At 52.8% G+C, this 23,330-nt stretch carries 21 protein-coding genes; 16 read left to right on the top strand and 5 right to left on the bottom strand.

The window, feature by feature from the left end; all coding sequences use genetic code 11:
• Positions 1-102: 102 nt before the first annotated feature.
• A complete protein-coding gene (locus AACZ64_RS09280; protein ID WP_339639962.1) occupies positions 103-840 on the bottom strand; it encodes a slipin family protein in 738 nt (245 codons plus the stop codon).
• Positions 841-848: 8 nt separating this feature from the next.
• Positions 849-2,090, bottom strand: coding sequence for a nodulation protein NfeD (locus tag AACZ64_RS09275; protein ID WP_293614275.1), 1,242 nt, complete (start codon positions 2,088-2,090; stop codon positions 849-851).
• Between the two features lie 570 nt (positions 2,091-2,660).
• Here AACZ64_RS09275 and AACZ64_RS09270 point away from each other — a divergent pair.
• A complete protein-coding gene (locus tag AACZ64_RS09270; RefSeq protein ID WP_293614276.1) occupies positions 2,661-2,939 on the top strand; it encodes a hypothetical protein in 279 nt (92 codons plus the stop codon).
• 75 nt (positions 2,940-3,014) lie between these two features.
• Here AACZ64_RS09270 and AACZ64_RS09265 read toward each other — a convergent pair whose 3' ends face one another.
• Positions 3,015-3,620 (bottom strand): hypothetical protein, encoded by a 606-nt coding sequence (locus AACZ64_RS09265; RefSeq protein ID WP_293614277.1) that lies wholly within the window; start codon positions 3,618-3,620, stop codon positions 3,015-3,017.
• A 400-nt stretch (positions 3,621-4,020) separates the two neighbouring features.
• Between AACZ64_RS09265 and AACZ64_RS09260 the strand changes: the two genes are divergently transcribed.
• The 10 genes from AACZ64_RS09260 to AACZ64_RS09215 all read left to right on the top strand — a co-directional run bounded on the left by AACZ64_RS09260 (position 4,021) and on the right by AACZ64_RS09215 (position 11,870).
• Positions 4,021-4,662: an MBL fold metallo-hydrolase gene (locus AACZ64_RS09260; RefSeq protein ID WP_293614278.1), complete on the top strand. Its 642-nt coding sequence runs from the start codon at positions 4,021-4,023 to the stop codon at positions 4,660-4,662.
• A gap of 33 nt (positions 4,663-4,695) precedes the next feature.
• Positions 4,696-5,316, top strand: a complete 621-nt coding sequence (locus AACZ64_RS09255; protein ID WP_293614279.1) for a dUTP diphosphatase — start codon at positions 4,696-4,698, stop codon at positions 5,314-5,316.
• Positions 5,317-5,404: 88 nt separating this feature from the next.
• Entirely contained in the window at positions 5,405-6,268 is an 864-nt protein-coding gene (gene ttcA / locus AACZ64_RS09250; RefSeq protein ID WP_293614378.1) for a tRNA 2-thiocytidine(32) synthetase TtcA, read from the top strand.
• Positions 6,269-6,338: 70 nt separating this feature from the next.
• Positions 6,339-8,357 (top strand): DNA polymerase III subunit gamma/tau, encoded by a 2,019-nt coding sequence (gene dnaX, locus AACZ64_RS09245; RefSeq protein WP_293614280.1) that lies wholly within the window; start codon positions 6,339-6,341, stop codon positions 8,355-8,357.
• Between the two features lie 17 nt (positions 8,358-8,374).
• On the top strand, positions 8,375-8,692 hold the full coding sequence (locus AACZ64_RS09240) for a YbaB/EbfC family nucleoid-associated protein (protein ID WP_293614281.1): 318 nt from the start codon (positions 8,375-8,377) through the stop codon (positions 8,690-8,692).
• 80 nt (positions 8,693-8,772) lie between these two features.
• Positions 8,773-9,366: a recombination mediator RecR gene (gene recR / locus AACZ64_RS09235; RefSeq protein WP_036860428.1), complete on the top strand. Its 594-nt coding sequence runs from the start codon at positions 8,773-8,775 to the stop codon at positions 9,364-9,366.
• 57 nt (positions 9,367-9,423) lie between these two features.
• On the top strand, positions 9,424-10,596 hold the full coding sequence (rnd, locus tag AACZ64_RS09230; RefSeq protein WP_293614282.1) for a ribonuclease D: 1,173 nt from the start codon (positions 9,424-9,426) through the stop codon (positions 10,594-10,596).
• A complete protein-coding gene (locus tag AACZ64_RS09225) occupies positions 10,589-10,873 on the top strand; it encodes a YcgL domain-containing protein (protein ID WP_293614283.1) in 285 nt (94 codons plus the stop codon). Before rnd ends, AACZ64_RS09225 begins: the two co-directional genes overlap by 8 nt.
• Positions 10,874-10,884: 11 nt before the next feature.
• The gene (locus tag AACZ64_RS09220) at positions 10,885-11,331 is read left to right on the top strand and encodes a YcgN family cysteine cluster protein (RefSeq protein ID WP_293614284.1); all 447 of its coding nucleotides are present in this window, start codon (positions 10,885-10,887) and stop codon (positions 11,329-11,331) included.
• A 167-nt stretch (positions 11,332-11,498) separates the two neighbouring features.
• Complete coding sequence (locus AACZ64_RS09215; protein WP_036860423.1) at positions 11,499-11,870, top strand: hypothetical protein; 372 nt, start codon at positions 11,499-11,501, stop codon at positions 11,868-11,870.
• Here the strand turns inward: AACZ64_RS09215 and AACZ64_RS09210 are convergent.
• Complete coding sequence (locus AACZ64_RS09210; RefSeq protein ID WP_293614379.1) at positions 11,867-13,768, bottom strand: ATP-binding cassette domain-containing protein; 1,902 nt, start codon at positions 13,766-13,768, stop codon at positions 11,867-11,869. The two genes, AACZ64_RS09215 and AACZ64_RS09210, sit on opposite strands and share 4 nt — an antisense overlap.
• A 210-nt stretch (positions 13,769-13,978) precedes the next feature.
• On the opposite strand from AACZ64_RS09210, the gene AACZ64_RS09205 reads away from it, so the two are divergent.
• The 5 genes from AACZ64_RS09205 (at position 13,979) to AACZ64_RS09185 (ending at position 21,638) form a co-directional block, all read left to right on the top strand.
• Positions 13,979-15,661: an AMP-binding protein gene (locus tag AACZ64_RS09205; RefSeq protein ID WP_293614285.1), complete on the top strand. Its 1,683-nt coding sequence runs from the start codon at positions 13,979-13,981 to the stop codon at positions 15,659-15,661.
• A 21-nt stretch (positions 15,662-15,682) separates the two neighbouring features.
• Entirely contained in the window at positions 15,683-19,561 is a 3,879-nt protein-coding gene (hrpA, locus tag AACZ64_RS09200) for an ATP-dependent RNA helicase HrpA (RefSeq protein ID WP_293614286.1), read from the top strand.
• 136 nt (positions 19,562-19,697) lie between these two features.
• Positions 19,698-19,991 (top strand): hypothetical protein, encoded by a 294-nt coding sequence (locus tag AACZ64_RS09195; RefSeq protein WP_293614380.1) that lies wholly within the window; start codon positions 19,698-19,700, stop codon positions 19,989-19,991.
• A 20-nt stretch (positions 19,992-20,011) separates the two neighbouring features.
• A complete protein-coding gene (locus AACZ64_RS09190) occupies positions 20,012-20,872 on the top strand; it encodes a DUF692 domain-containing protein (RefSeq protein WP_293614287.1) in 861 nt (286 codons plus the stop codon).
• A complete protein-coding gene (locus AACZ64_RS09185; protein ID WP_272980923.1) occupies positions 20,865-21,638 on the top strand; it encodes a putative DNA-binding domain-containing protein in 774 nt (257 codons plus the stop codon). The genes AACZ64_RS09190 and AACZ64_RS09185 overlap by 8 nt, the downstream gene beginning before the upstream one ends.
• 102 nt (positions 21,639-21,740) lie before the next feature.
• Here AACZ64_RS09185 and AACZ64_RS09180 read toward each other — a convergent pair whose 3' ends face one another.
• A complete protein-coding gene (locus AACZ64_RS09180; protein WP_339639915.1) occupies positions 21,741-23,309 on the bottom strand; it encodes a ParB-like protein in 1,569 nt (522 codons plus the stop codon).
• Between the last annotated feature and the right edge of the window lie 21 nt (positions 23,310-23,330).

The following is a 23,330-nucleotide window of genomic DNA, read 5'->3' as shown; positions in this document are numbered from 1 at the left end:
GGGCGCTGTTCCGGTCATAAAATTACATGGCCATTCCACAATATTTTCGAATGACCTCAACATCGTTCCGGATGTCGACTGCATGTTGGTCGGTTGCCAGCCTCAGGACGAAAATTTCTTCATGATGTCGACGGGCAGTGGAAACACGATTGTGGAACTCTTGTCACCGGCAATTTCCACCAGGGTTTGCAGGTAACGCAATTGAATAGCGGATTCCTCTGTGGCCAGTATTTTTGACGCTTCTGCCAGTTTCTCTGCCGCTTCGGCCTCACCCATGGCGTGAATGACTTTTGCACGACGCTCTCTTTCGGCTTCCGCCTGTTTGGCGATGGCGCGGATCATGGATTCGTTCAGATCAACGTGCTTGATTTCCACGTTGGCCACTTTGACACCCCAAGCCTCGGTCTGTTTATCGAGAATGGTCTGCACGTCGGCATTGAGGCGGTCGCGTTCTGCCAGCATGTCATCGAGCTCGTGCTGCCCCAGCACCGAACGAAGGGTGGTCTGCGACAGTTGACTGGTGGCTTCGAGGTAATTTTCCACCTGGATGATGGCCCGCTCGGGGTCCATGACCCGGAGATAAATGACCGCATTGACCTGGACAGAGACATTGTCTCTGGATATGACGTCCTGGGTCGGCACATCCATCACCAGCGTGCGTAAATCCACCCGTACCATCTGTTGCAACACGGGGATGATGATGATCAAACCGGGGCCCTTCACCTTGTAGAAACGGCCCAGCATAAACACCACGCCGCGTTCATATTCCCGCAAAATACGGAACATGGAGGCCAGTAATACGACCACCAATACCAGCAGTATCCCGAAAAATGTTTGCATCTCGAACATCAGTATTCTCCTTCAGTGGGTTTGCTGACCACAGCGGTCAGCCCGTCAATAGCCGTTACCCTTACCTGTTCATTCAATTGCAGGGGTGATTCTGACCGGGCATGCCAGAGTTCTCCCTCGAGCCAAACCCAGGCATTTACACCGTCGACCCGTCCCACCGTTGCCATGCTTCCGATCAGATGCTCCGTGCCGGTGACTACTTTGCGATGTCGTGCCTTAACCAGCATGCTCAGGGCAAACACTAACAGGCCGAGACTGAACACTGTCAATGCAATGATCATCGGTAGGGCAATCTGGTAGGCAGGTAAGTTGGTGTCCATCAACATGATCGAGCCGGTCAAAAAGGTGATCGCTCCACTGATTCCCATGAGACCGAAACTGGGGGCAAAAGCCTCTGCTGTCATCAGGGCGATGCCCAGCAGGATCAAGCCCATCCCCGCATAGCTGATTGGTAGCATTTGCAGGGCATACATGGCAATCAGCAGACTGGCTGCTCCGACAATACCCGGCAGGCCAATACCCGGGTTGTAGAACTCAATAATCAGGCCATAGATGCCGACCATGAGTAGGATGTAGGCGATATTGGGGTTGGTGATAACTGCCAGGAATTCGCTGTGCCAGTCCACTGACTGGTAGTGGACGGTTTCCCCGGCAGTGGACAGCGTCACGGATTTTTTATCCAGCGTCACTTGACGGTCATCCAGTTGCGTCAGCAGATTTTCCATGGAGTCTGCAACCAACTCGATAACGCCCTGTCCAAGGGCATCGTTTGCCGAGAGACTGACCCCTTCACGCACTGCGCGTTCCGCCCAGTCACCGTTGCGGCTTCTGAGTTGTGCCAGACTGCGGATATAGGCCACGGCATCATTCACCACCTTTCGCTCCATGGCATCGCCTGCCGGGGCAGCTTCTGTGTTTTCCTTGCTTTCTCCCCCGGATTTGCCATCTTTGGCATCATCTTTACCCGGCATGCTTGGCAATCCCGGTGATCCACCGCCCAACTGAACTGGCGTTGCTGCCCCGAGATTGGTGCCGGGAGCCATGGCTGCCAGATGTGTGGCGTACAACAGGTAGGTGCCAGCACTGGCGGCCCTTGCTCCACTGGGAGACACATAACCAATGACTGGCAGAGGAGAAGCCAGGATGACCTTGATCATCTCCCGCATGGCCATATCCAGGCCACCCGGCGTATCAATACGCAGTACAATCATGCCGGCCTCAGCTGTGATGGCTTTCTCCATAGACCGTTCCATATGGTCAGCTGTTGCTGGTCCTATGGCTCCTTCGATATCAATAACCCATACCTCTGCCCGGAGAACTGCAGAGAAGAGCAAAAGGCATATCAGCAGACAACTGCGAGGGAGGTAACTCGTGCAACATGACAAAAGTTTCATGCTGCCAGTATAGAACAGACAATCGGCACTGTTCATGTTTAACGGGCCTGATTGCCAGGTAAGCAGCGCTGCCAATTGTCTTTGCCGGCGGTTAGACTGAGTCAATAGGGCGTAACCAGATGAACATGCCCGGATGATGTGAAAACGCAGAAAAGAGCATTAATGAGGACTTTTGTTGGAAAGGACGTGATTGCTACTGGTGTAATTGCCGGGTTGGGGGAAGCCGCTACCTTGAAATTTACCCGTGAAGGGGCAGGTTTTGTGAGCGGTGCTTACCGGTAGACGGTGGTGTTACCACGCGCTTTAAATTAACGAAACTCTATTAGTATTAGTGCAAAATTTTATTGGCTGTCGAATAGACGGCAGTGGTCAGCCAAAACTGAAAAGTTGTTATCACACTCTGAACAGGTTGTTTTTATGAAAATGGTATTTCGCAAAATCTTCTGGCCTATCCTACGTGTTTTCGAGCGCAATGCGCCTGCGCAGGGCTATCGTCCCCTGAATCGAAAAATCCTGCTTTTTGTGGGCATTCTTTTTTTGATGCTGACCGGCATATCCCTCTATTTTGTGATTGCAGCAGCAGTCATGGGTGGGCTGATTCCTGTAATAGGCTTTTTGGTTGCTGGCACTGTTTGTCTTGTGGTTGCCCTGCTGGGCAGCGATGGGGCCGTGGTGAAAATCTGGGGAAGCAGGTAGGTCTATTGAAAGAGTGACAGCCATAAAAAAAGGGGCTGAATGCCCCTTTTTTTATGGTATTTGAACAATGTTACATCAGATTTTCTGGCCTTTCGGAAGGTTTTCATAGACCTCGTCATCGGGCGTGGCATTCAGGATTGCCTTGAAATAGCTGCTGGGCAGTTTGATCTGGTAAGTGCGATTGCCTGTGATGGTGAGATCCATTCCCATATTGGCGCTGTCAAAGAAATTGATAAATGAGATCGGCAGGGCGATTCGCTCTTCGTAGCGGCAATTGGCTGCCTCGCAGACATTTTCATCTTTCGACATGGGTACCAGGCGAAGCTCGCCATCCTTGGTGGTCGCCTTGTTATAGGAGCGCCAGCCTTCATCATTGTACTGAGCTGTGACGTAGAGAATGTACTGGTCTTCACCTTCAAGGTCTACAGCGCGCACCAAGTAGATCTCGGAAAAATTCTCGGACAGCTTTTTTTCCGAGAGGGCAAAGTTCGGTCCGTAGGTGATTTCACCGTTCACGGGATCCATTTTGTATTCGATCAGGGTGCTGATTTCCTCCGGGGACTGCCAATTGATTTTGGCTTCTTTGGAAGATTCCTGGGAGACAGGTTCACTGTTTGAGCCGGCGTGTACCTGCAGGGAAGCCAGTGCCAGCAGGGCAAGGATCTGTGGAATTATTTTCATGTGTGACTCCATGGTATTGATGAGTACTTGACGCGTTGATTTTTTAGTGGTCGGTATGCTTGCGCTTTTGCCCATGCATTTCAACCTGTTTATTACTGTAAAACGTTTCAGCATGGTCTTTATGGCCGTTCTGCTAGTCGTACGATTAAGCACGTTTGTTATCGACGCATTGGCAACTATGATTACTTCAGCTATCGATGGTTCCTGAACAGGGCTATTTTCATTGCGGCTGGTGCAAGAACTTTTCGTGGATAATTATTACGTGGGGGATGGCTATCTGGATCAGCGAAAACCGAGCAGTGTCCGAGTGGGCTCTGTTTTTTCAGGATTGCCGTGTTCTCAATGAATAGTGCCAACTATGCTAAGATGCGGGGTTTGCGATTGATGAATACAGCCTGTTATGAGCCAAGCGACACCCTATATCGTTCGAACCTTTCCAGTGGGGCCGTTGCAGTGTAACTGCACGGTCATAGGTGACCCGGCCACCCGTCGGGCTCTGGTGATTGATCCCGGTGGCAATGCCGCAGATATTCAGGCCATTCTGGCAGAACTGCAATTGGTGGTTGTGGCAATTATTCATACCCACGCGCATCTGGATCATATTCTCGCCGCCGGTGAGATCAAAAAGACCACTGGTGCACCCATTTATCTGCACCGTCAGGACATGTTTCTGTGGCGTGGTGTCGCGGAACAATGTGCCATGTTTGGCGTGCCGCTGGTGACTCTTCCCGATCCTGATCATTATTTTGAGGATGACCATGATCTGGGATGTTGTGGCGGGGTGGCAATGCATACGCCGGGGCACACACCGGGTTCTACCAGTTTCTGGTTCGAGCCGGCCGCTTTGTTGATCGCCGGAGATACCCTGTTTCGCAGTGGTATCGGCCGCACCGATTTGCCCGGTGGCAATCACGGTCAGATCGTCAAATCCATTCGCGAGCGGCTCTATACCCTGGATGACAATGTGGCCGTGGTCACCGGGCACGGGCCGGGTACCACGATTGGTGATGAGAAGTACAACAACAGGTTCGTGCGGGCCTGAATGCCCGCTTCCCCCAACAGAGACGGAGTGCTTATGAAGCAACAGATACTGGCGATGCTGGAGTTGCAGAATGCGATGAATAGCAGGGTGAATGAGAACTGGGCCGAGCAGCATTTTGCATGGTATCGGGCGATATGGGTGGAATGTGCCGAATTGCTTGATCACTATGGTTGGAAGTGGTGGAAAAAACAGACGCCGGATGCAAACCAGGTAAAACTGGAGCTGGTGGATATCTGGCATTTCGGCCTCAGTATTCTGCTGCTGGAATCCCGGAACCACCATGGAGATATAGCCCGGTTGGTGGAGCGGCAGCTGGCGAATGCCAAGCCTTCCGGTGATTTTCGTGAAGACCTCGAGGCATTTACCCTGAGCACCCTGCAAACTAAAAAGTTTGATGTGGCCGGGTTCGGTGCCTTGATGGCGGGGGTAGGGTTGAGTTTTGATGAGCTTTACACCCGCTATGTCGGTAAAAATGTGCTGAACTTTTTTCGCCAGGACCACGGTTACCAGGATGGTAGCTACCGCAAGCAGTGGGGGAACAAGGAAGATAACGAACACTTGGTGGAAGCGGTTGCGGAACTTGATCATCGTTGCCCTGAATTCAAGGATGATCTCTATCAGGCCCTGCAGAACCGCTATGCCGACAGCGCCTGACCCGTTTGGGCGTCTGTGCTAAAACCGATAGAATGGCCTCTTCTCTGAGTGGTTCCACAACCCAAAAAACTGTTACAAGACAATCATGATTGATTTCGATACTCGCAAACAGCGACTGGAATTCAACAAGCTGCAAAAACGCCTACGCCGCAATGTGGGCAAGGCCATTGCCGACTTCAATATGATTGAAGAGGGTGACAAGGTGATGGTCTGCCTGTCCGGCGGAAAAGATTCCTACGGTATGCTGGATATTTTGCTCGGCCTGCAGAAAACCGCACCGGTCAGCTTTGAGCTGGTCGCCGTCAATCTCGACCAGAAACAACCCGGCTTTCCGCCTGAGGTGTTGCCCCGTTATTTGACCGAACTGGGGGTTCCCTTTCATATTCTGGAAAAGGACACCTACAGTGTTGTCACCGAGTTGATTCCTGAGGGCAAGACCTACTGCAGTCTTTGTTCGCGTTTACGGCGGGGGACCTTGTACGGCTTTGCCGAGCAGATCGGTGCCACCAGGATTGCCCTTGGCCACCATCGCGATGACATGATTGAAACCCTGTTTCTGAATATGTTCTACGGTGGAAAACTGAAGTCCATGCCGCCAAAACTACTCAGCGATGACAAGCAGAATATGGTGATACGCCCACTTGCCTACTGCAAGGAAAGCGACCTGGAGCGCTATGCCATAGCCAAGCAGTTCCCGATTATTCCCTGTAATCTGTGCGGTTCTCAGGATGGCTTGCAGCGCAAGGTCATCAAGGACATGTTGCAAACTTGGGAGAAAGAGCATCCCGGACGTCTGGAAACGATTTTTAGTGCCATTCAGTCCGTTGAGCCATCACAGCTGGCCGATGTCTCCCTGTTTGATTTCGCGGATTTAAAGCTGGATCGGTCGCCGCGCATCGGGGCGGTCAATCTCTGGGATGCCGACAGCGATGCTGTCCGCGAGCCCGCCTGATGCGCTACGGCTTTCGGTGCCGGAGTGATCACCCTATAATCATTCCTTTCAGCAAGGCGGATACTGCCCCATGAGTTATCAGGTTCTGGCCCGCAAGTGGCGCCCTCGCAATTTTAGCGAGATGGTTGGGCAGGAGCATGTGTTGCGGGCCCTGATCAATGCCCTCGATAACAACCGGCTGCACCATGCCTATCTGTTTACCGGTACCCGGGGTGTGGGGAAAACCACTATTGCCCGTATTCTGGCCAAATGCCTCAATTGTGATACGGGCATCAGCTCTAAGCCCTGTGGTACATGCAGTGCCTGTGTGTCGATCGCAGAGAATCGATTCGTTGATCTGATAGAAGTGGATGCGGCTTCCCGTACCAAGGTCGAGGACACCCGGGAGCTGCTGGACAACGTTCAATACGCACCGACGGCGGGGCGCTTTAAAGTCTACCTGATCGACGAGGTGCATATGCTCTCGGGTCACAGCTTTAACGCACTGCTGAAAACCCTTGAAGAACCACCACCTCACGTGAAATTTTTGCTGGCCACCACGGATCCGCAAAAACTGCCGGTGACAATTCTGTCGCGCTGCCTGCAATTCAACCTCAAACACCTGAGTCCTGAACGAATTGTGGAGCATCTGCAGTTTGTATTGGGTGAGGAAAAGGTCCCTTGCGAAGAGGCCGGTCTCTGGGCTCTGGCCCGCTCTGCCGACGGCAGTATGCGCGACGCCCTGAGTCTAACTGATCAGGCCATTGCTCACGGTGGTGGCAAAATCACCGAGGCGGAAGTCTATGACATGCTTGGTGCCATTGACCTTGGGGCCATCGCCGATATTGCCAGAGCGCTGGCTAACCGGGATGCGGTGGATGTCCTGGCGGTGGTAGGGCGTATGGCGGAGCATGCTCCGGATTTTGGTGCCGCATTGGCCGATCTGCTTTCAGTCTGGCACCGGGTTGCCATCGCGCAAACCGTTCCCGATGCACTGGACAATCGACATGGTGATGACCCATTGGTGCGCGAGTTGGCAAAAGCACTCAGTCCCGAAGATGTTCAGTTGTTTTACCAGATAGCCCTGTTGGGGCGACGGGATCTGCCACTGGCACCGGAACCCCGAATCGGCTTTGAAATGGCTCTGCTGAGAATGCTGGCATTTCAGCCGGTGGCAGACAGTGCTGTACAACCCCCCCCGGTACAAGCGGGTGACCCTGCTGTGTCCGTCCCTCCGACCGCAGAGGGGGCGGAGGAGTCGCCAAAAAAGTCCCTATCCAGTGATCGCGACAGCACGCTGTCAGCAACTGTGCGGGCGGATTCTCTAGAAACATTCAAGCCGGCTCTGGATCGATCATCAGTTGAATCGGTCCCCGAGATGGAGGTGGTTTCCGCCATTGCCGATGAGGTGTCGGAAACGCTGTCGGTTAACCCGGCACCACTGGATATCACTCCCAAGCCATCAACTGGAGATGATATGGCGGTAACGTCCATTGAGCCGGCGCCTTGGGTTGAGTCGGAGACGCTGGCCTCATTTTCCCGTCAGGCCCGATATCAGACGGCTGTTGAGAGCAACACTGTTGAGAATAAAACGGAGGCCGTATCGAGCGAGCAGTCAGGGGTAACTTGTGATTTGACGTCGGCGGTGCAGAAGGAAGAGGTGGTGCCTGAGGTTGCTGAACGCGCGAATCCTTTAATAGCCGTGAACCCGGTGCCGTTGGCTGAGGCGGTACCGGACCGCTGGATTGAAATTTACCAGGGACTTCAGGTGGCTGGTTTGTTGCAAAATATTGCCGCCAATTTGTGCCTGGTGGATGCCGATGGTCCAACGTTACACTTTGTGCTGGATATCGCCAGTAGTTCGCTGTATGAGGAATCGCATCAACAGCGCCTCGCCGATGTCCTCACAGAATACTTTGGCGAGCCAGTGACCGTGCAGATTGAAGTAGGTGCAGTCGCTACTGAAACCCCTTTGGCCCGCACTGAAAGACTGCGCCGTGAGCGCCAGTCGCAGGCGGTGGAGCAGCTGCGGCTGGATCCCAATGTTCGGCGAATCACCGAGCTGTTTAATGGCATTTTGCTGGAAAATACAATTAAACCAATAGATTAATTAATATCGGTAACTATATGAATATAAATGAATTGATGAAGCAAGCTCAAGACATGCAAACAAAGATGCAGCAACTGCAGGCCGAGGCGGCCAAAACAGAGGTCACCGGGGAAGCGGGTGCCGGTCTGGTACAGGTGGTGATGAATGGTCGCCACGATGTGCGCAAGGTCAATCTGGATCCATCCCTGCTCACTGAAGAAAAAGGCTTCCTGGAAGATCTGCTGGCAGCGGCTGTCAACGATGCCGTCAGAAAGGTCGAGGAAGACCAGCGCAAACAGATGGAAAAACTCACCGGTGGCATGCAGATGCCGCCGGGTTTCCAGATGCCTTTTTGAGCCGTTGCTCAGATAGCAAGACAGGGCGCGCCTTGATGAAGGGTGTGTTCGAATGATTCCCGAGAGATTGGAAACAGACTGTGTTCAGCCCTTTGATAGACGAATTGATTGATGCCTTGCGCTGTCTGCCCGGTGTTGGCCCAAAGTCCGCCCAGCGAATGGCGCTGCAGCTGCTGGAGCGCAACCGCGATGGCGCCGTTCGTCTTTCCAGTGCGCTGAATCAGGCTGCTGAGCACGTGCGGCGTTGCCGGATGTGCCGGACGTTGACGGAAGCCGACCTGTGTGAAATATGCAGTAACGGGCGTCGCGACATCCATCAGTTATGCGTGGTGGAAACACCGGCCGATATGTTTGCTATTGAGCACAGTGGCAGCTATCGGGGGCGTTATTTTGTCCTGCTGGGCCATCTTTCGCCGATTGATGGTATTGGGCCGGATGCCATCGGTGTCGATCATCTGATGTCCCGGTTGGCCGAAGAAGAGATCAATGAGTTGATTCTGGCCACGAATCTCACCGTCGAGGGCGAAACCACGGCCCATTACATCAGTGAAAGAGCCAGAATGCTCAATGTGACCGTGAGTCGTATCGCCCACGGGGTGCCAATGGGTGGCGAGCTTGAATATGTGGATGGCGGAACTCTGTCCCATGCCTTTACCAGCCGCAAACAACTATAGTGGGTCTGCCAATTCATGCCGCAGATTTCTTAATGACCTTTGTAACGGGAAGCACTGATGTCTGAACAAATGCCGTCACCGATTCTGGTGGCTGACAGTGCCGCTTTGAGCCACTGCGTCGAAGTGCTGCATGAATCCGATGTGCTGGCCGTTGACACCGAGTTTATGCGAACCGATACGTTTTACCCGATACTGGGTTTGATCCAGATATTTGACGGGCAGCAATGCTGGCTTATTGATCCCGTGGCACTGGATTCACTCGATGAGCTGGGCAGCGTTTTTAAAAACCCGGCAATTATCAAGGTATTCCACTCCTGTTCTGAGGATCTGGAGGTGCTGCAGCATGTGATGGGTACTCTGCCTCAACCGCTGTTTGATACCCAGATTGCGGCGGCATTGTCCGGTTTCGGGTTCTCCCGGGGCTATGCCGCTTTGGTGGATGACCTGTTGGGTCATCACGTGCCCAAGGGCGAGACCCGCTCAGACTGGCTGCAGCGGCCTCTCAGTGAGGCGCAACTGGGTTATGCGGCGTCCGATGTCTATTTCCTGCTGCCTGTTTATCATTTGTTGGTGGCGGCGCTGGAAAAACTCGATCGGACGGCATGGATGGACGAGGAAATGACGACATTGGTCGATCGTTCGCTTCAGACCGATGACACGGCAGACTATTATCGCAAGGTTAAGGGTGCCTGGAAGTTGGAAGCGAAAGCACTGCAGGTATTGCAGGCAATTTGCCAGTGGCGGGAAGTCGAGGCGCGGCAGCGCAATCGTCCGCGCAACCGCCTGATAGCTGATCGGACCCTGCTGGATATCGCCATCGCGCAACCGGCCAACAAGCAGTCACTGGCCGGTATCGAAGGCATTTTCCCGGGTTTTTTACGCCGTTATGGTGACGATCTTCTGTCACTGATTCATCGGGCGCAGAGCGATCATGTATCAAATCCCAGGCCGTTGCCGCCGCTGGATGCGCCTTTGCCAAAAGCGGCCCGGGATATGGCGAAGGAACTTAAGGCGGTGGCCAGCGAATGCGCAGAATCCCGGAACCTGTCGGTTGAAATGCTGGTCAGAAAGCGCGATATCGAAGAGTTGGTGCGTTCGGCGGTCGATACCGGCAAGCCCGTCCTCTCCGCTGCATTGCGGGAAGGCTGGCGCTATGACCTGATCGGACAGGTGCTTCTTGCTGAAGTCTGTCGTCTTTTGTCATCCAGGGCGAGTATCGTCAATGAGTAAACAAATCTGCAAAATCTATCGCAGCTCGAAAAATGAAGCCATGTATCTCTATGTCGATCATCAGGAGGATCTGGACCGAATCCCTGAGCCGTTGTTACAGCGATTCGGCAAACCCAAACTGGCAATGACCCTGGCACTGTCTTTGGATAAAAAGCTGGCCAGAGCCGATGTCGCCAAGGTGCTCGAAGCGATCAGAGAGCAGGGTTATTACCTGCAGTTGCCACCAAGTCCCGAGGCGTATATGCAGGAATTGCGTAATAAAAACGATAAGCTTTAAAGGGTAAGTGATTGAGTAAAAAACCTTTTTGGGAAGAAAAATCTCTGGCAGAAATGAGTCGCGATGAATGGGAGCAGCTCTGTGATGGTTGCGCCCGGTGTTGTCTGCACAAGCTCGAAGATGAGGAGAATGGCGATATCTTTTATACGGATGTTGCCTGTCAGTTGCTCGACCAGACCAGCTGCCGTTGCGTCGATTACCGGCATCGGTTGGCAAAAGTGCCGGATTGTCTGGCCCTGTCACCCGAAAAAATAGATCAATTCCACTGGTTGCCAGATACCTGCGCTTATCGCCTACTGGCTGCTGGCCGCCGATTGAAAGCCTGGCATCCGCTGGTTTCCGGCGATCCTGAATCAGTACACCGGGCAGGCATTTCAGTCCGGGGCAGGGTGGTTGAAGAATTTTCCGTAGCAGAGCAGGATATGGAGGACCATGTGATCCACTGGGTGAGCAGTTGATCCGGTTTTCTTGAGTTCTCTTTGACATCTTCTGCCAACTGGTTTTTAGTGGCGGCCTCTGCTTTTCAGAGGGTGAGTCAAAACATCTCGGGCAATCATCACCATTAGGTTATACTCGCCGGTCACGGATTGAATAACGGACGTATCAAAGGGAAAGGAGCGTATTTATGTATTCAGACGAAAACTATCTTTGGGGACTGGTCGCCTATTATGTCGGTAGTGGGCTGGTGTTGCTGTTTTTATGGCGGTTCCGCGAGCTGTTACCCGGTAGGCATTTTCGCAATGTGCTGCTGCTGTTGATCAGTGCCACTTTACTGGTGCCTATCAAGGCCTACCCCGACCTCCACTATCTGGCCCCGGCCTGGTTTGTCAGCTTGTATGAGGGGCTAACGAGTGCTTCGGATCAGGGTTATTTGCGTGGCGCGCTGCCCATCTTCGTCTGCTTTTTTGCAGCATTGCTGGTTTATACTGGTGGGCAGCTGATTGCCGGTCAGTTTGTTCGATCCTCCAGGACTGCAGACCACGAAGTGAATTCCTAGAGAGTCAAAGCGACTTCAAGTGTTTCCAGCTGCTCGGCCAGTTCCAGCCATTGAATTTCAACTGCCTCTCGCTGCTGTTTGAGCTGACTCTGTTCAAACAGCAGTGACTGCAGCGCCTCTTTGTGCTCGGGTTGATAAATTGCCGGGTCGGCAAGACGATTTTCAACATCATTGACCGCCACATCCAGCTTGTTCATGCGCATTTCTGCTTCACTCAGGGCCTTCTTGAGCGGACGCAGCTGTTGCCGGATTTCAGCCCCTTCACGGCGTTGCTGTTTGCGCTGTATAGCAGGCCCGGGTGCGGAGGATGTTTGTTCGCCTTTGTCGCGCAAATGTGACAGTAGCCAGTGGGTGTAGCTGTCGAGGTCGCCAGCAAAAGGCGCCACTTCCTCAGCGTTTACCAGCAATAGGTCATCAACGGTATTCCGGATCAAATGCCGATCATGGGAAATCAGTACCACAGCACCGGCAAAGTCCTGTAACGCCATGGTCAGCGCATGGCGCATTTCGAGATCCAGGTGGTTGGTGGGTTCGTCGAGTAACAGCAGGTTGGGCTTTAGCCAGACGATGATCGCCAGAGCCAGTCGTGCCTTTTCACCACCTGAGAAATGCTCGATCACATCCAGTGCCATGTCGCCACGGAAATCAAAGCGACCCAGAAAATTGCGCATGCTTTGTTCAGTGGCGCTCGGCGTCAGTCGCTGTAAATGCAGCAGGGGACTGGCGGATATATCGAGAGCATCGAGTTGGTGTTGGGTGAAATAGCCGATGGAGAGGTGTTCCCCCGCAACGCGCTCACCACCGAGAGGCCGTAAATCACCGGCCAGGGTTTTAATCAGCGTCGATTTGCCGGCGCCGTTGGCGCCGAGCAGTGCGATTCGGCTACCCGGATGCAAGGTCAGGTTGACTTCGCTGAGGATAGGTTTGTCGGGATAACCCGCCACAGTTTTACTGAGTGATAGCAGCGGATCGCTGATTCGTTCCGGTGGGAAAAATTCAAAGTCGAACGGTGAATCAATATGCGCGGGCGCGACGGTTGCCATTCGCTCCAGTTCCTTCAGGCGGCTCTGGGCCTGTCGGGCCTTGGTGGCCTGAGCCCTGAAGCGAGCGACGAATCGATTGATTTCTCCGATACGGCGTTGCTGCTTTTCATAAACAGCCTGCTGTTGGGTGAGTCGCTCGCTGCGCTGGCGCTCAAATGCCGAGTAGTTGCCGCGGTAGCTGAGCAGGCTGGCGTGTTCGATATGAAAAATTTCTTCGCAGACGTTGTCGATAAAATCCCGATCGTGGGAAATCAACAAAACGGTACCCGGGTAATTCTGCAGCCATCGTTCCAACCAGAGAGTCGTATCCATATCCAGGTGGTTGGTAGGCTCGTCTAGCATCAGAAAATCGGATGGGCACATCAATGCTCTGGCCAGATTCAGGCGAATCCGCCAGCCACCTGAAAAACGGCTCACTGGGGAAGCTCTTTCCTCTGCAGAAAAGCCCAGCCCCTCCAGCAATTGTTCCGCCCGTAGCGGAGCGGTATAACCATCGATCTCGTCCAGTGCCTGATGCAGGTTGGCCAGCCGGTCGTTGGCCTGATCGGTTTCGGCCCGGGCGATGTCTGCCTCCAGCTTGCGCAGGGTCTCGTCACCATCAATGACAAAGTCGAGCGCAGCCCGGTCGGTTGTCTGTATCTCCTGTGCCATATGGGCCATGCGCCATTGACCGGGGATCTGCAGCGTGCCTTCCTCCACTGTCAACTCCCCCAGAAGCAGGCTGAAAAGGCTCGATTTGCCAGCGCCATTGGCACCAATCAATGCTATTTTTCGACCCGGGTGGATGGTTGCGCTGGTTTTTTCCAGTAGCCGTTTGGTGCCCCGCTGCAGGGTAATATTTTCCAGAATGATCATGGCCGGCATTATGACGGATTTGTGGTCTTTAAGCCGCATTGGCATGCGTCGTTTGGGTTACTTTTGGCAATTAATTTAGTGGTGGTCAACAAACCGCCACAAGTTCTGTTGTACGTCCGCCGGGCATTTGGTTAGCATTGGTTATCGGGCTAAAACCATTGCAGAATGACCCGTGCGGTAAAAAACATAACAATCCCGGGGGGGTGAGCAATGTCTGAGAATCAGCAGCCAATGGATGTGAACGAAGCAGTACGAAAATCGTGGGAACACTTTGGATTGCCTGCGGAGTTGCCGCCCTGTGATTTTCAGTCACTTCTGGATGTGCTGGAGGATGCGGTATCGCACTTTCCGGATAACCCGGCGGTGACGTCCTTGGGTGGCACGTTAAGCTTTGCTGAGCTGGATACCCTTTCTACCCGGTTTGCCGCCTATTTGCAGCAACACACCCAGCTAAAGCCCGGTGACCGTCTGGCCATTCAGATGCCCAGCCTGATTCAGTACCTGGTGGTGGCCTACGGTGCTTTTAAAGCCGGATTAGTGGTGGTGAATATCAACCCAATGTATACCGAGGTGGAGCTCGACTATCAGCTCAATCACGCCGGGGTGAAGGCCGTGGTGGTGTTTGATCGCTTCCTGGGTATCGTGGAAGCCGTACGCGATCAGACACCGGTGGAAACCGTGTTTGTCACCAGCCCCTTCGATCTTCATTCACCCCTTAAACGTCGGTTGATGAGCGTGGTGCTTAAACTGATGGGTAAAGCGGTGAAGCCCGGCCGTGCAATCCCTTTGCAGCAGGTATTTGCCGAGACTGCCGACGTCGCATATCAACCGGTTGAGCTGACACTGGACGATATGGCGCTGTTGCAATACACCGGCGGGACAACCGGTGTCTCCAAACCCGCCATCATCAGTCACGGCAATATGGTCGATGTCACTCGCCAGGCTTGGGCATTGCTTGAGATGTCGGGTCTGGAGCGGGGCAAAGAACGGATTGTTTCACCGTTGCCGCTCTATCATATCTATGCCTTTGCGCTCTCTGTAACCACCGGCGTGTATATCGGGGCTCACTCGCTGTTGGTGCCAAATCCGAGGGATATCAAGGGCTTCGTCAAGCTGTTGAGGCGCTGGCCCGCCACACTGTTTTCCGGGCTGAACACCCTGTTTGTGGCATTGCTCAAGCATCCCGACTTTACCCGCATTGATTTTTCCGGTCTGAAAATTACCCTGTCGGGCGGTTCCGCTCTGGCCAGTGACACCGGTAAGGCCTGGCAGGACAAGACCGGCTGCGAGATCAGCGAAGCCTATGGTCTTACCGAGGCTTCGCCGATCGTGTCATTTTCTCCGCGGGGTTCCGGCAAGGCCGGCTCTGTGGGTATTGCTGTTCCTGAGACAGAGTTGCGAATTGTCGATGACGAGGGAAAGGCATTAACCGTTGATGAACACGGCGAACTCTGGGTGCGGGGTCCGCAGGTGATGTCCGGCTATCTGGATTTCCCTGAAGAGACAGCCAAAACCATTACTGACGACGGTTGGCTGAAAACCGGTGACATCGCATCAGTGGACCGGGATGGGTTTCTCCGCATTCACGACCGCAAAAAAGACATGATCAGTGTGTCGGGTTTTAACGTCTATCCCAATGAGATTGAAAACGTGGTGTCGCATCATCCCGACATCAGTTACTGCGCGGTCGTTGGCGTGCCAGACGAGCACTCGGGTGAAGCGGTCAAGTTGTATCTGGTCAGCACCAATCCCGAGCTGACCGCGGACGACATGCACGATTACTGTGCGAAGCAACTGGCCCGTTATAAATTACCAAAATACATTGAGTTTCGGGATGAGCTGCCGCTCTCCAACGTCGGTAAGGTTTTGCGTCGAGAGTTGCGTGATAGCTGACCGGATGGCACGAATGCAACGATGACGGACGATGTTTCACAATGGCGGGACAGGGTTGCGCTGTGCCTCGGGGTTGACCGTGGGCCGCTGAACCGGCAACTGGACAAGATTGCTCGACGGGCTGCGCAGGGCAAGCCGTTTGACCGGGAGATGAAGGCATTTTTGGCGCGGCTGGAAAAATCCAGCCAACAGTATCATGCGCGTCGGGCCAGTGTGCCGTCTCTGACATATCCGGAAGACCTGCCCATTGCGGCCCGTCGTGAAGATCTTCGCAAAGCAATTGCCGACCACCAGGTGGTGATTGTGGCCGGGGAAACCGGTTCCGGTAAAACCACCCAGTTACCCAAAATCTGTCTTGAGCTCGGTCGCGGCGTCGCCGGCATGATCGGCCACACCCAGCCGCGTCGCATTGCGGCCCGGACGGTAGCCAACCGTATCACTAAGGAGTTGCAGCAACCACTTGGCGAAACGGTCGGTTATCAGGTTCGTTTCAGTGAGCAGATCGGCGATAACACGCTGGTTAAACTGATGACTGACGGTATTCTGCTCGCCGATATTCAGAATGACCGACTGCTGCACCGCTACGATACCCTGATTATCGACGAGGCCCATGAACGGAGCCTGAATATCGACTTCCTGCTCGGCTATCTGAAAAATATTCTCCCCCAGCGCCCCGACCTGAAAGTGGTTATCACCTCTGCGACCATCGATGTAGAGCGTTTCTCGCAGCACTTCGATGATGCACCGATTATTGAGGTATCCGGCCGCACCTATCCCGTGGACGTTGAATACCGTCCCGCCGAGGAAGACCGGGATCTGTCGCTGCAGGTGCTGGATACGGTAGAAGAGATTCTGACGTTGCCAAAGCGGGGTGACATCCTGGTGTTCCTCAGCGGCGAGCGCGAGATTCGCGAAACGGCCAATCTGTTGCGCAAGGCGCAACTGCCTCACCTCGAGGTGGTGCCACTCTATGCCCGTTTGAGTCTGGCGGAGCAGGGCCGGGTATTTTTGCCCCACAAGGGTGTACGGGTGGTACTGGCCACCAATGTGGCGGAAACCTCCCTGACAGTGCCCGGCATCCGTTATGTGATTGACCCGGGCACGGCCAGAATCAGTCGCTACAGTTATCGCACCAAGGTACAACGACTGCCAATAGAACCGGTTTCTCAGGCCAGTGCCAACCAGCGCAAGGGGCGCTGTGGCCGGGTCAGTGAAGGGGTTTGTTTTCGCCTCTACAGCGAAGCGGACTTCAATAACCGTCCGGCCTATACCGATCCCGAAATTGTCCGCACCAACCTGGCTTCAGTGATTCTACAAATGCTGCAGTTGAAAATTGGTGATATCCGTGACTTTCCGTTTGTCGAGGCCCCGGACCAGCGGCTGATCAACGACGGTTTCAGTCTGTTGCAGGAGTTGCATGCAGTTACTCCGCAGGGCGAGTTGACCGAGACAGGGCGGCAACTCTCCCGTATTCCGGCCGATCCGAGGTTGGGCAGGATGTTGCTTGCGGCCGGAAAAGAAGGCGCCCTGCGTGAATTGCTGGTTATCGTCTCCGCACTCAGTGTTCAGGATCCCCGGGAGCGGCCCGCCGACAAGCAGCAGGCCGCCGACGAAAAACATCGCCAGTGGCAGGATAAACACTCGGATTTCACGGCGCTGTTAAACCTCTGGAATACGATGGAAGACCAGCGCCAGGCATTGGGCCGCAACCCGTTTGACAGATATTGCCGACAGCAGTTTGTATCGCCCCTGCGAATCAGGGAATGGCGGGATTTGCATCACCAGTTGCACCGTTATTGTCGTGAGCTGAAGTTACCCGAAAACCGTGATCCAGCGGACTATCCGGCGATCCACCGAGCCCTGTTAACCGGTTTGCTGGGGCAAGTGGGATTCCGCCACGATGAACGGGAATTTCTCGGCCCGCGCAATCGCAAGTTCCATGTTTTTCCCGCCTCTGGACTGTTTAAAAAACCGCCCAAGTGGCTAATGGCAGCAGAAATTATTGAGACGTCAAAACTGTACAGTCATGTCAACGCCGCGATTGAACCTGAATGGCTGCAGGAGCTGGCGGCACATCTGGTCAAGAAAAGTTATAGCGAACCTCATTACAGTGCCCGGCGAGGGCAGGTGATGGCTTTTGAGCAACAGACGTTGTATGGACTGCCGATTCTCACGAGAAAACCCTGTAACTACAGTGCGATTGATCCATCCGTGTGTCGCGACATCTTCATTCGTGCCGCACTGGTGGAGGGCGAGTATCGGGGTAAGGGTGCATTTTTCGACCACAATCAAGCAATGCAGGAAAATCTCGAGGATATGGAATCGCGAATCCGTCGTCGCGATGTGCTGGTGGATGATGAGGTGATGTACCAGTTTTATCAGGAGCGCTTGCCCCTCCATATTGTTAATCTGAAAGGCTTTGAAAAATGGCGCACCGAGGCAGAAAAAAAGGACCCCAAGCTGTTGTGGATGGACGAGTCCCTATTGATCCAGCGGGAGCTTGATGAAGACCTTGAGACCCAATACCCGGATCATCTGGAGTGGCAGGGCACAGCCTATCCACTGAGTTACCATTTCGAGCCGGGGCATCCCGAAGACGGGGTGAGTGTGACGGTTCCTGTCAGTATCCTCCACCAGTTGCCAAACTACCGTTTTGAGTGGTTGGTGCCGGGTATGCTGAGGGATAAGTGTATTGCTTTAATCAAGGGGTTGCCGAAATCACTGCGCCGTCATTTCGTGCCGGTTCCCGGTTTTGTGGACAAGGCGCTGGCGGGCTTGAAGGCGGATGATTTCCCTCTTGCCGAGTCCCTTGGACAGCAGTTGAAAAGGCTTTCCGGTGTGACAGTTGCCGATGGGCAGTGGCAGCAGGTTGAGTTGGAGCCCATTTATTCCGTTAATATTCGCCTGACCGATGAGCAGGGCGAGCTGTTGGCGATGGGCCGCAACCTGACCGAGCTTAAAGCGACCTACCGGGGGCGGGTCTCCCAAACGATCAATGAGTCCTCTGTCGACAGCATCGAGAAAAAAGACCTTTCCGGTTGGACATTTGATGAGTTGCCAACGAGTTTCACCATCCGGCAGCAGGGGCTGGCTATTCGCACCTATCCGGCGCTGGTTTGTGACGGAAACCGGGTGGATTTGAAGTTACTGGATAATCCGGCTAGAGCCGCCAATGAAACGGTCAGGGGGTTGTTGAAGCTCTATCAGTTGAGCTATCCGCAGGGGGTGAAATACCTGCGCAAAACGTTGCTGAAGGGCTGTGATTTGTCGTTGAAAGCCGCCCATTTCCAGGGTCGAGAGCAGCTGCTCGGTTCGCTGATAGATGCAGCCTATTACCGTTCGTTGATCGAGGGCAACGCTGTACCGCGAAACCGCCAAGCCTTTGAGCAGCAACTTCTGGAGGGCAAGGCGGAGATTGCCGGTGCCGCCCTGGAACTCGAAAAGCTGGTTCTCAGCTGTCTGCCCCTGCGGGCAGATGTGTATCGAGTCATTAAAAAACTCGGGTTCGTTGTTTTGCCCGCGGTGTCAGATATAAATCGGCAGATTGATGGTCTGTTCCGCGACGGTTTTTTGCTGGATGTGCCTGCGGAATGGTTGCAGCAATACCCGCGCTATTTAAAGGCGATCCTGGCGCGACTGGAAAAACTGCCGGGCCAGCCGGAAAAAGATCGACAGACACTACAGCAGCTGACAAAACTGGAGGATCGTCTCTATCCCTGCTTTGGCAAATGGGACGATCTCGCCGATGACGTTCGCAAAGAGATGTGGCAACACTACTTTATGTTGCAGGAATACCGTGTTTCACTATTTGCTCAGCAACTGGGTACGCGTATGCCTGTTTCAGAGAAACGGATAACTGCCCACTGGTTCGAGTTGGAGTCAATGCTGGCAGGGACCTGATTTGGTGTGGTTTTTTGAATAATCCTGTATTAAAAATAGATCGGGAAACTTATTCTGTGGCATCCAGTCTGATTTTAGAGCCTTTCGTTTACGGTCGAGTATTCTTTCGGCCAACTAACCTAAATGGAGATTAATGATGAGCAAGCGTAACTTGAATCCACTGGCAGCGGCAGTTGGCGCCGCATTTATGGCATCCGTTGCCATTTCCCCAATGGCATCTGCCACCGAGAATCCCTTTCAGGCCACTGAGCTGGGTGCAGGCTATAAATTGGCCGGTAACCATGGCGAAGGCAAATGTGGTGAAGGGAAATGCGGTGAAGGTGAAAAGGGAGATAAAGAAGGTAAATGCGGTGAAGGTAAATGTGGTGAGGGCGACAAAGGCAATAAGGAAGGTAAATGCGGCGAAGGCAAGTGCGGTGGTCAAGGGTAAGTTGAGTAGCCTGTACGGCCATGTTTGATCGCCAATACCCCGTCCAGGGGGCTGGTCTGGGATTGCGGCGAGCACTGATGGGTTCGCTGTGGTCCCAATCACCTGAAAATATCGATTTTATGGAGGTGGCCCCGGAAAACTGGATTGGAGTGGGTGGTCGCCTTGGCCATCAGTTCCGCGCCTATACGGAGCGCTGCCCTTTTGTTTGTCATGGTCTCTCTCTGTCAATCGGTTCCCCCGCGCCGCTGGATTTTGAACTGCTGTCGAGAGTTAAAACCTTCCTAGATCAACATCAGGTGCGTTACTACACTGAACATTTGAGTTATTGCAGTGATCACGGGCATCTCTATGACCTGATGCCCATTCCCTTCACTGAATCGGCTGTTCACTACGTGTCTGGAAGAATTCGCCAGGTTCAGGATTTTCTCGGCCGGCGTATCGCAATGGAGAACGTCTCCTACTATGCGGCGCCCCAACAGGAAATGTCTGAAATTGACTTTATCAATGCGGTGATCGCAGAGGCCGACTGCGATCTGTTGCTGGATGTGAACAACATCTACGTGAACAGTATCAATCATCGCTACAACGCAGAGGAGTTCCTCGCGCAATTGCCCGGAGAGCGGGTGGTCTATGCCCATATTGCCGGCCACTACAAAGAGGCGGACGATCTGCGAGTCGATACCCACGGCGCGGATGTTATTGACCCTGTATGGCATCTCCTCGATGTGGCCTATCAACAGTTTGGCATTGTGCCAACCCTGCTGGAACGGGACTTCAACATACCACCCGTGCCTGTCTTGCTGGAGGAGGTGGCGCGTATCCGACAGTCGCAGCAGTCAGCCCTGCAGACCGGGGAGCGTGGAAGAGTAGCCAATGTCTGAATCATCCCTCGAATCATCAACCCTGCCGATGTTTCAGCAAACCCAATATGCATTTGCTGCACACCTGCGGGACCCGGATGCTAACCCAGCTCCCCCGGATATTGAAGACCGGCGTATGAAGATCTATCGGGAGCTGGTTTACAACAACATAGAATCGTTCATTGCAACCGGTTTCCCCGTGTTGAGGCAGTTGATCGCTGACCAGCAGTGGCATGCCCTGGTTCGCGACTTTGTCAGCCGGCATTGTAGCCATTCACCTTATTTTCTGGAGATCAGTCAGGAGTTTCTCAAGTACCTTCAGGAAGAGCGCCAGCCACTGGTAACGGATCCTCCATTTCTGCTGGAACTGGCCCATTATGAATGGGTAGAACTGGCACTTGATGTCGCCGAAGGCGATCTACCGGAGTTGCCCTATGTTCCTGTTGACGTGATGGCTGAGTCGCTGCAGGTTTCGCCACTGGCGTGGCGGCTATCCTATGAATATCCGGTTCATTTGATTGGACAGGAATACCAGCCAGCAGAACCGCCCGAGCAGCCGACATTTCTGGTGGTGTATCGTAACCGGGAACACAGCGTGAAGTTTCTTGAGAGCAACGCGGTGACAATTCGGCTGTTGCAGTTGCTGGAGGCACGTCATTGCACCGGCCTGGATGCGCTGCAAGCTATTGCCACGGAGTTGGGGCATGACAACCCCGACGCCGTTATCGCTCACGGTGCGCAATTGCTTGAGCGGCTTTATCAACTGGATATTTTGATTTCACCATGACTACAGAGGAAGTGGCTAATGACGGCTATCAAGTTAAGTCACTTCCCCCGTATTTAAAAACTCCATGCCATGCTGTTGAAAATTTGTGATTTAAAGTTCTTGTCAAAGGTTTTGATAGGCTTGAATGGATTTTTTCAAAACTGCCATTGCTTCTATATGGTCTCCAAAGCCTTGGCTTTCCATGTCGCCGTTTGGCCCCTTATAACTCTCGAACCAAATCCTGATGATATCCAATACTCCGGGAAATTGGCTATTCAATTGCGAGATGGACTCAACACCGGAGAATGGGCTGTCTTCTGAGATAACAGCAATCAGCTTGTCATCTTGCTCACCACCATCAAGCATTTTTAGCACAGCAATTAAGCGAACTGAGATAACCTCGCCGCGCGGAATTGATTGCCCCAGAACCAAAACATCAAGAGGGTCACCATCTCCACCCAATTCTTTAGGCATTGCAGTGCTAGGGATGGTGCCGTAATTACCTGGATAGCCCAAGTAATTAACAATACGAGGTTTGTCGTTTTTGAGTTCCCAAATAATTTGATGCGTATTGTGCCTATTCAGTTCCCATTTTGCCGATGTGCCTGTGGGTATTTCGATCAACGCATTGACTTCATTCGAGATGTTCATAGCTGGTATCTTCATCAAATCAGTAGTAGAAAAAAGGGTCGTCTGATCTCTAAAGATAAGATTAACGCTATGATTTACAGCTTTATCAAAGCTAAGCCCCTTGCCTGAGGCCTGCTTTTTGTAGAGAAGCATATAATCCAGTTTTTTGCCTTTTCTCGCGAGCTTCTCAAATTCCTTTTTATCAAAACCATCGTACTGCCCCATTTGCTTTGCGGATTTTCCGATACCTCCGATATTGTTACTATCAATGGACAAAATCAGCTCACTCACATCTTTAACGGCTTTTTGATAACCCTTCATTGAGTTCAAATCATATTTATTGAGATTGATTTTATCGTGGATTTCTTTACCCCAGTAAAATTCCACAAAGTTAATCGCTGGCTTGGGTTTTTCCCAGGCAATTTTTCTAGAGAAATACATTAATGCACGATAAACGTTGTTATGAAAGTTCTCCAAGCCCAGTGATTCGGGCAGTGTTCTATGTGCAATTTTTTTAAATTTTTCATCGTAAAGCCAAAGATTATTTGCCGCTTCCATTTTTAGCCAGAAATCTTCCATTGTGGGAGTATCACGATAGTCGTCGGCAACAACAACATTGACTTCGAAGTCGGCTCCACCATCCTCCATATGCCAAAATACGTTAAATGTGTGATGTCCGTCCGTTAAATACAATTGATGGTCAGGGCCAATAACCACAGTTTTCATATCCATTTTGTGAGTCCCAATGGGGTCAGTGCATTCAAATGAACTGGCAACAGAGGCTGTGGACTTGGCTGAAACAGTAACGATTGACTTTTGGCCATTAGTTTCACAGATTTCATCAAATTTCTTTTCTCTGTCATGTTGATAACGACCAAGCTTGTAAAAAATCTGATCGTAACCGACAGCTGCTTGTGTTGGCCTTAGCTGATGAAGGTGTACTGCGATCACATCACCTCTATTAATGCTATGGTTTTTCGGCAATTCTGCAGCCAACATGCTGCTGAATAGCCAACCCCCAGCAGTTATTGTTAATGCTAGAAAGCGCGACTTTATCTTCATGGTAGTTGCTCCGTAGAGGTT

Source organism: uncultured Porticoccus sp. (genome assembly GCF_963975625.1).
Taxonomy (GTDB): Bacteria; Pseudomonadota; Gammaproteobacteria; order Pseudomonadales; family Porticoccaceae; genus Porticoccus.
This window is presented reverse-complemented; position numbering and strand designations above follow the sequence as displayed.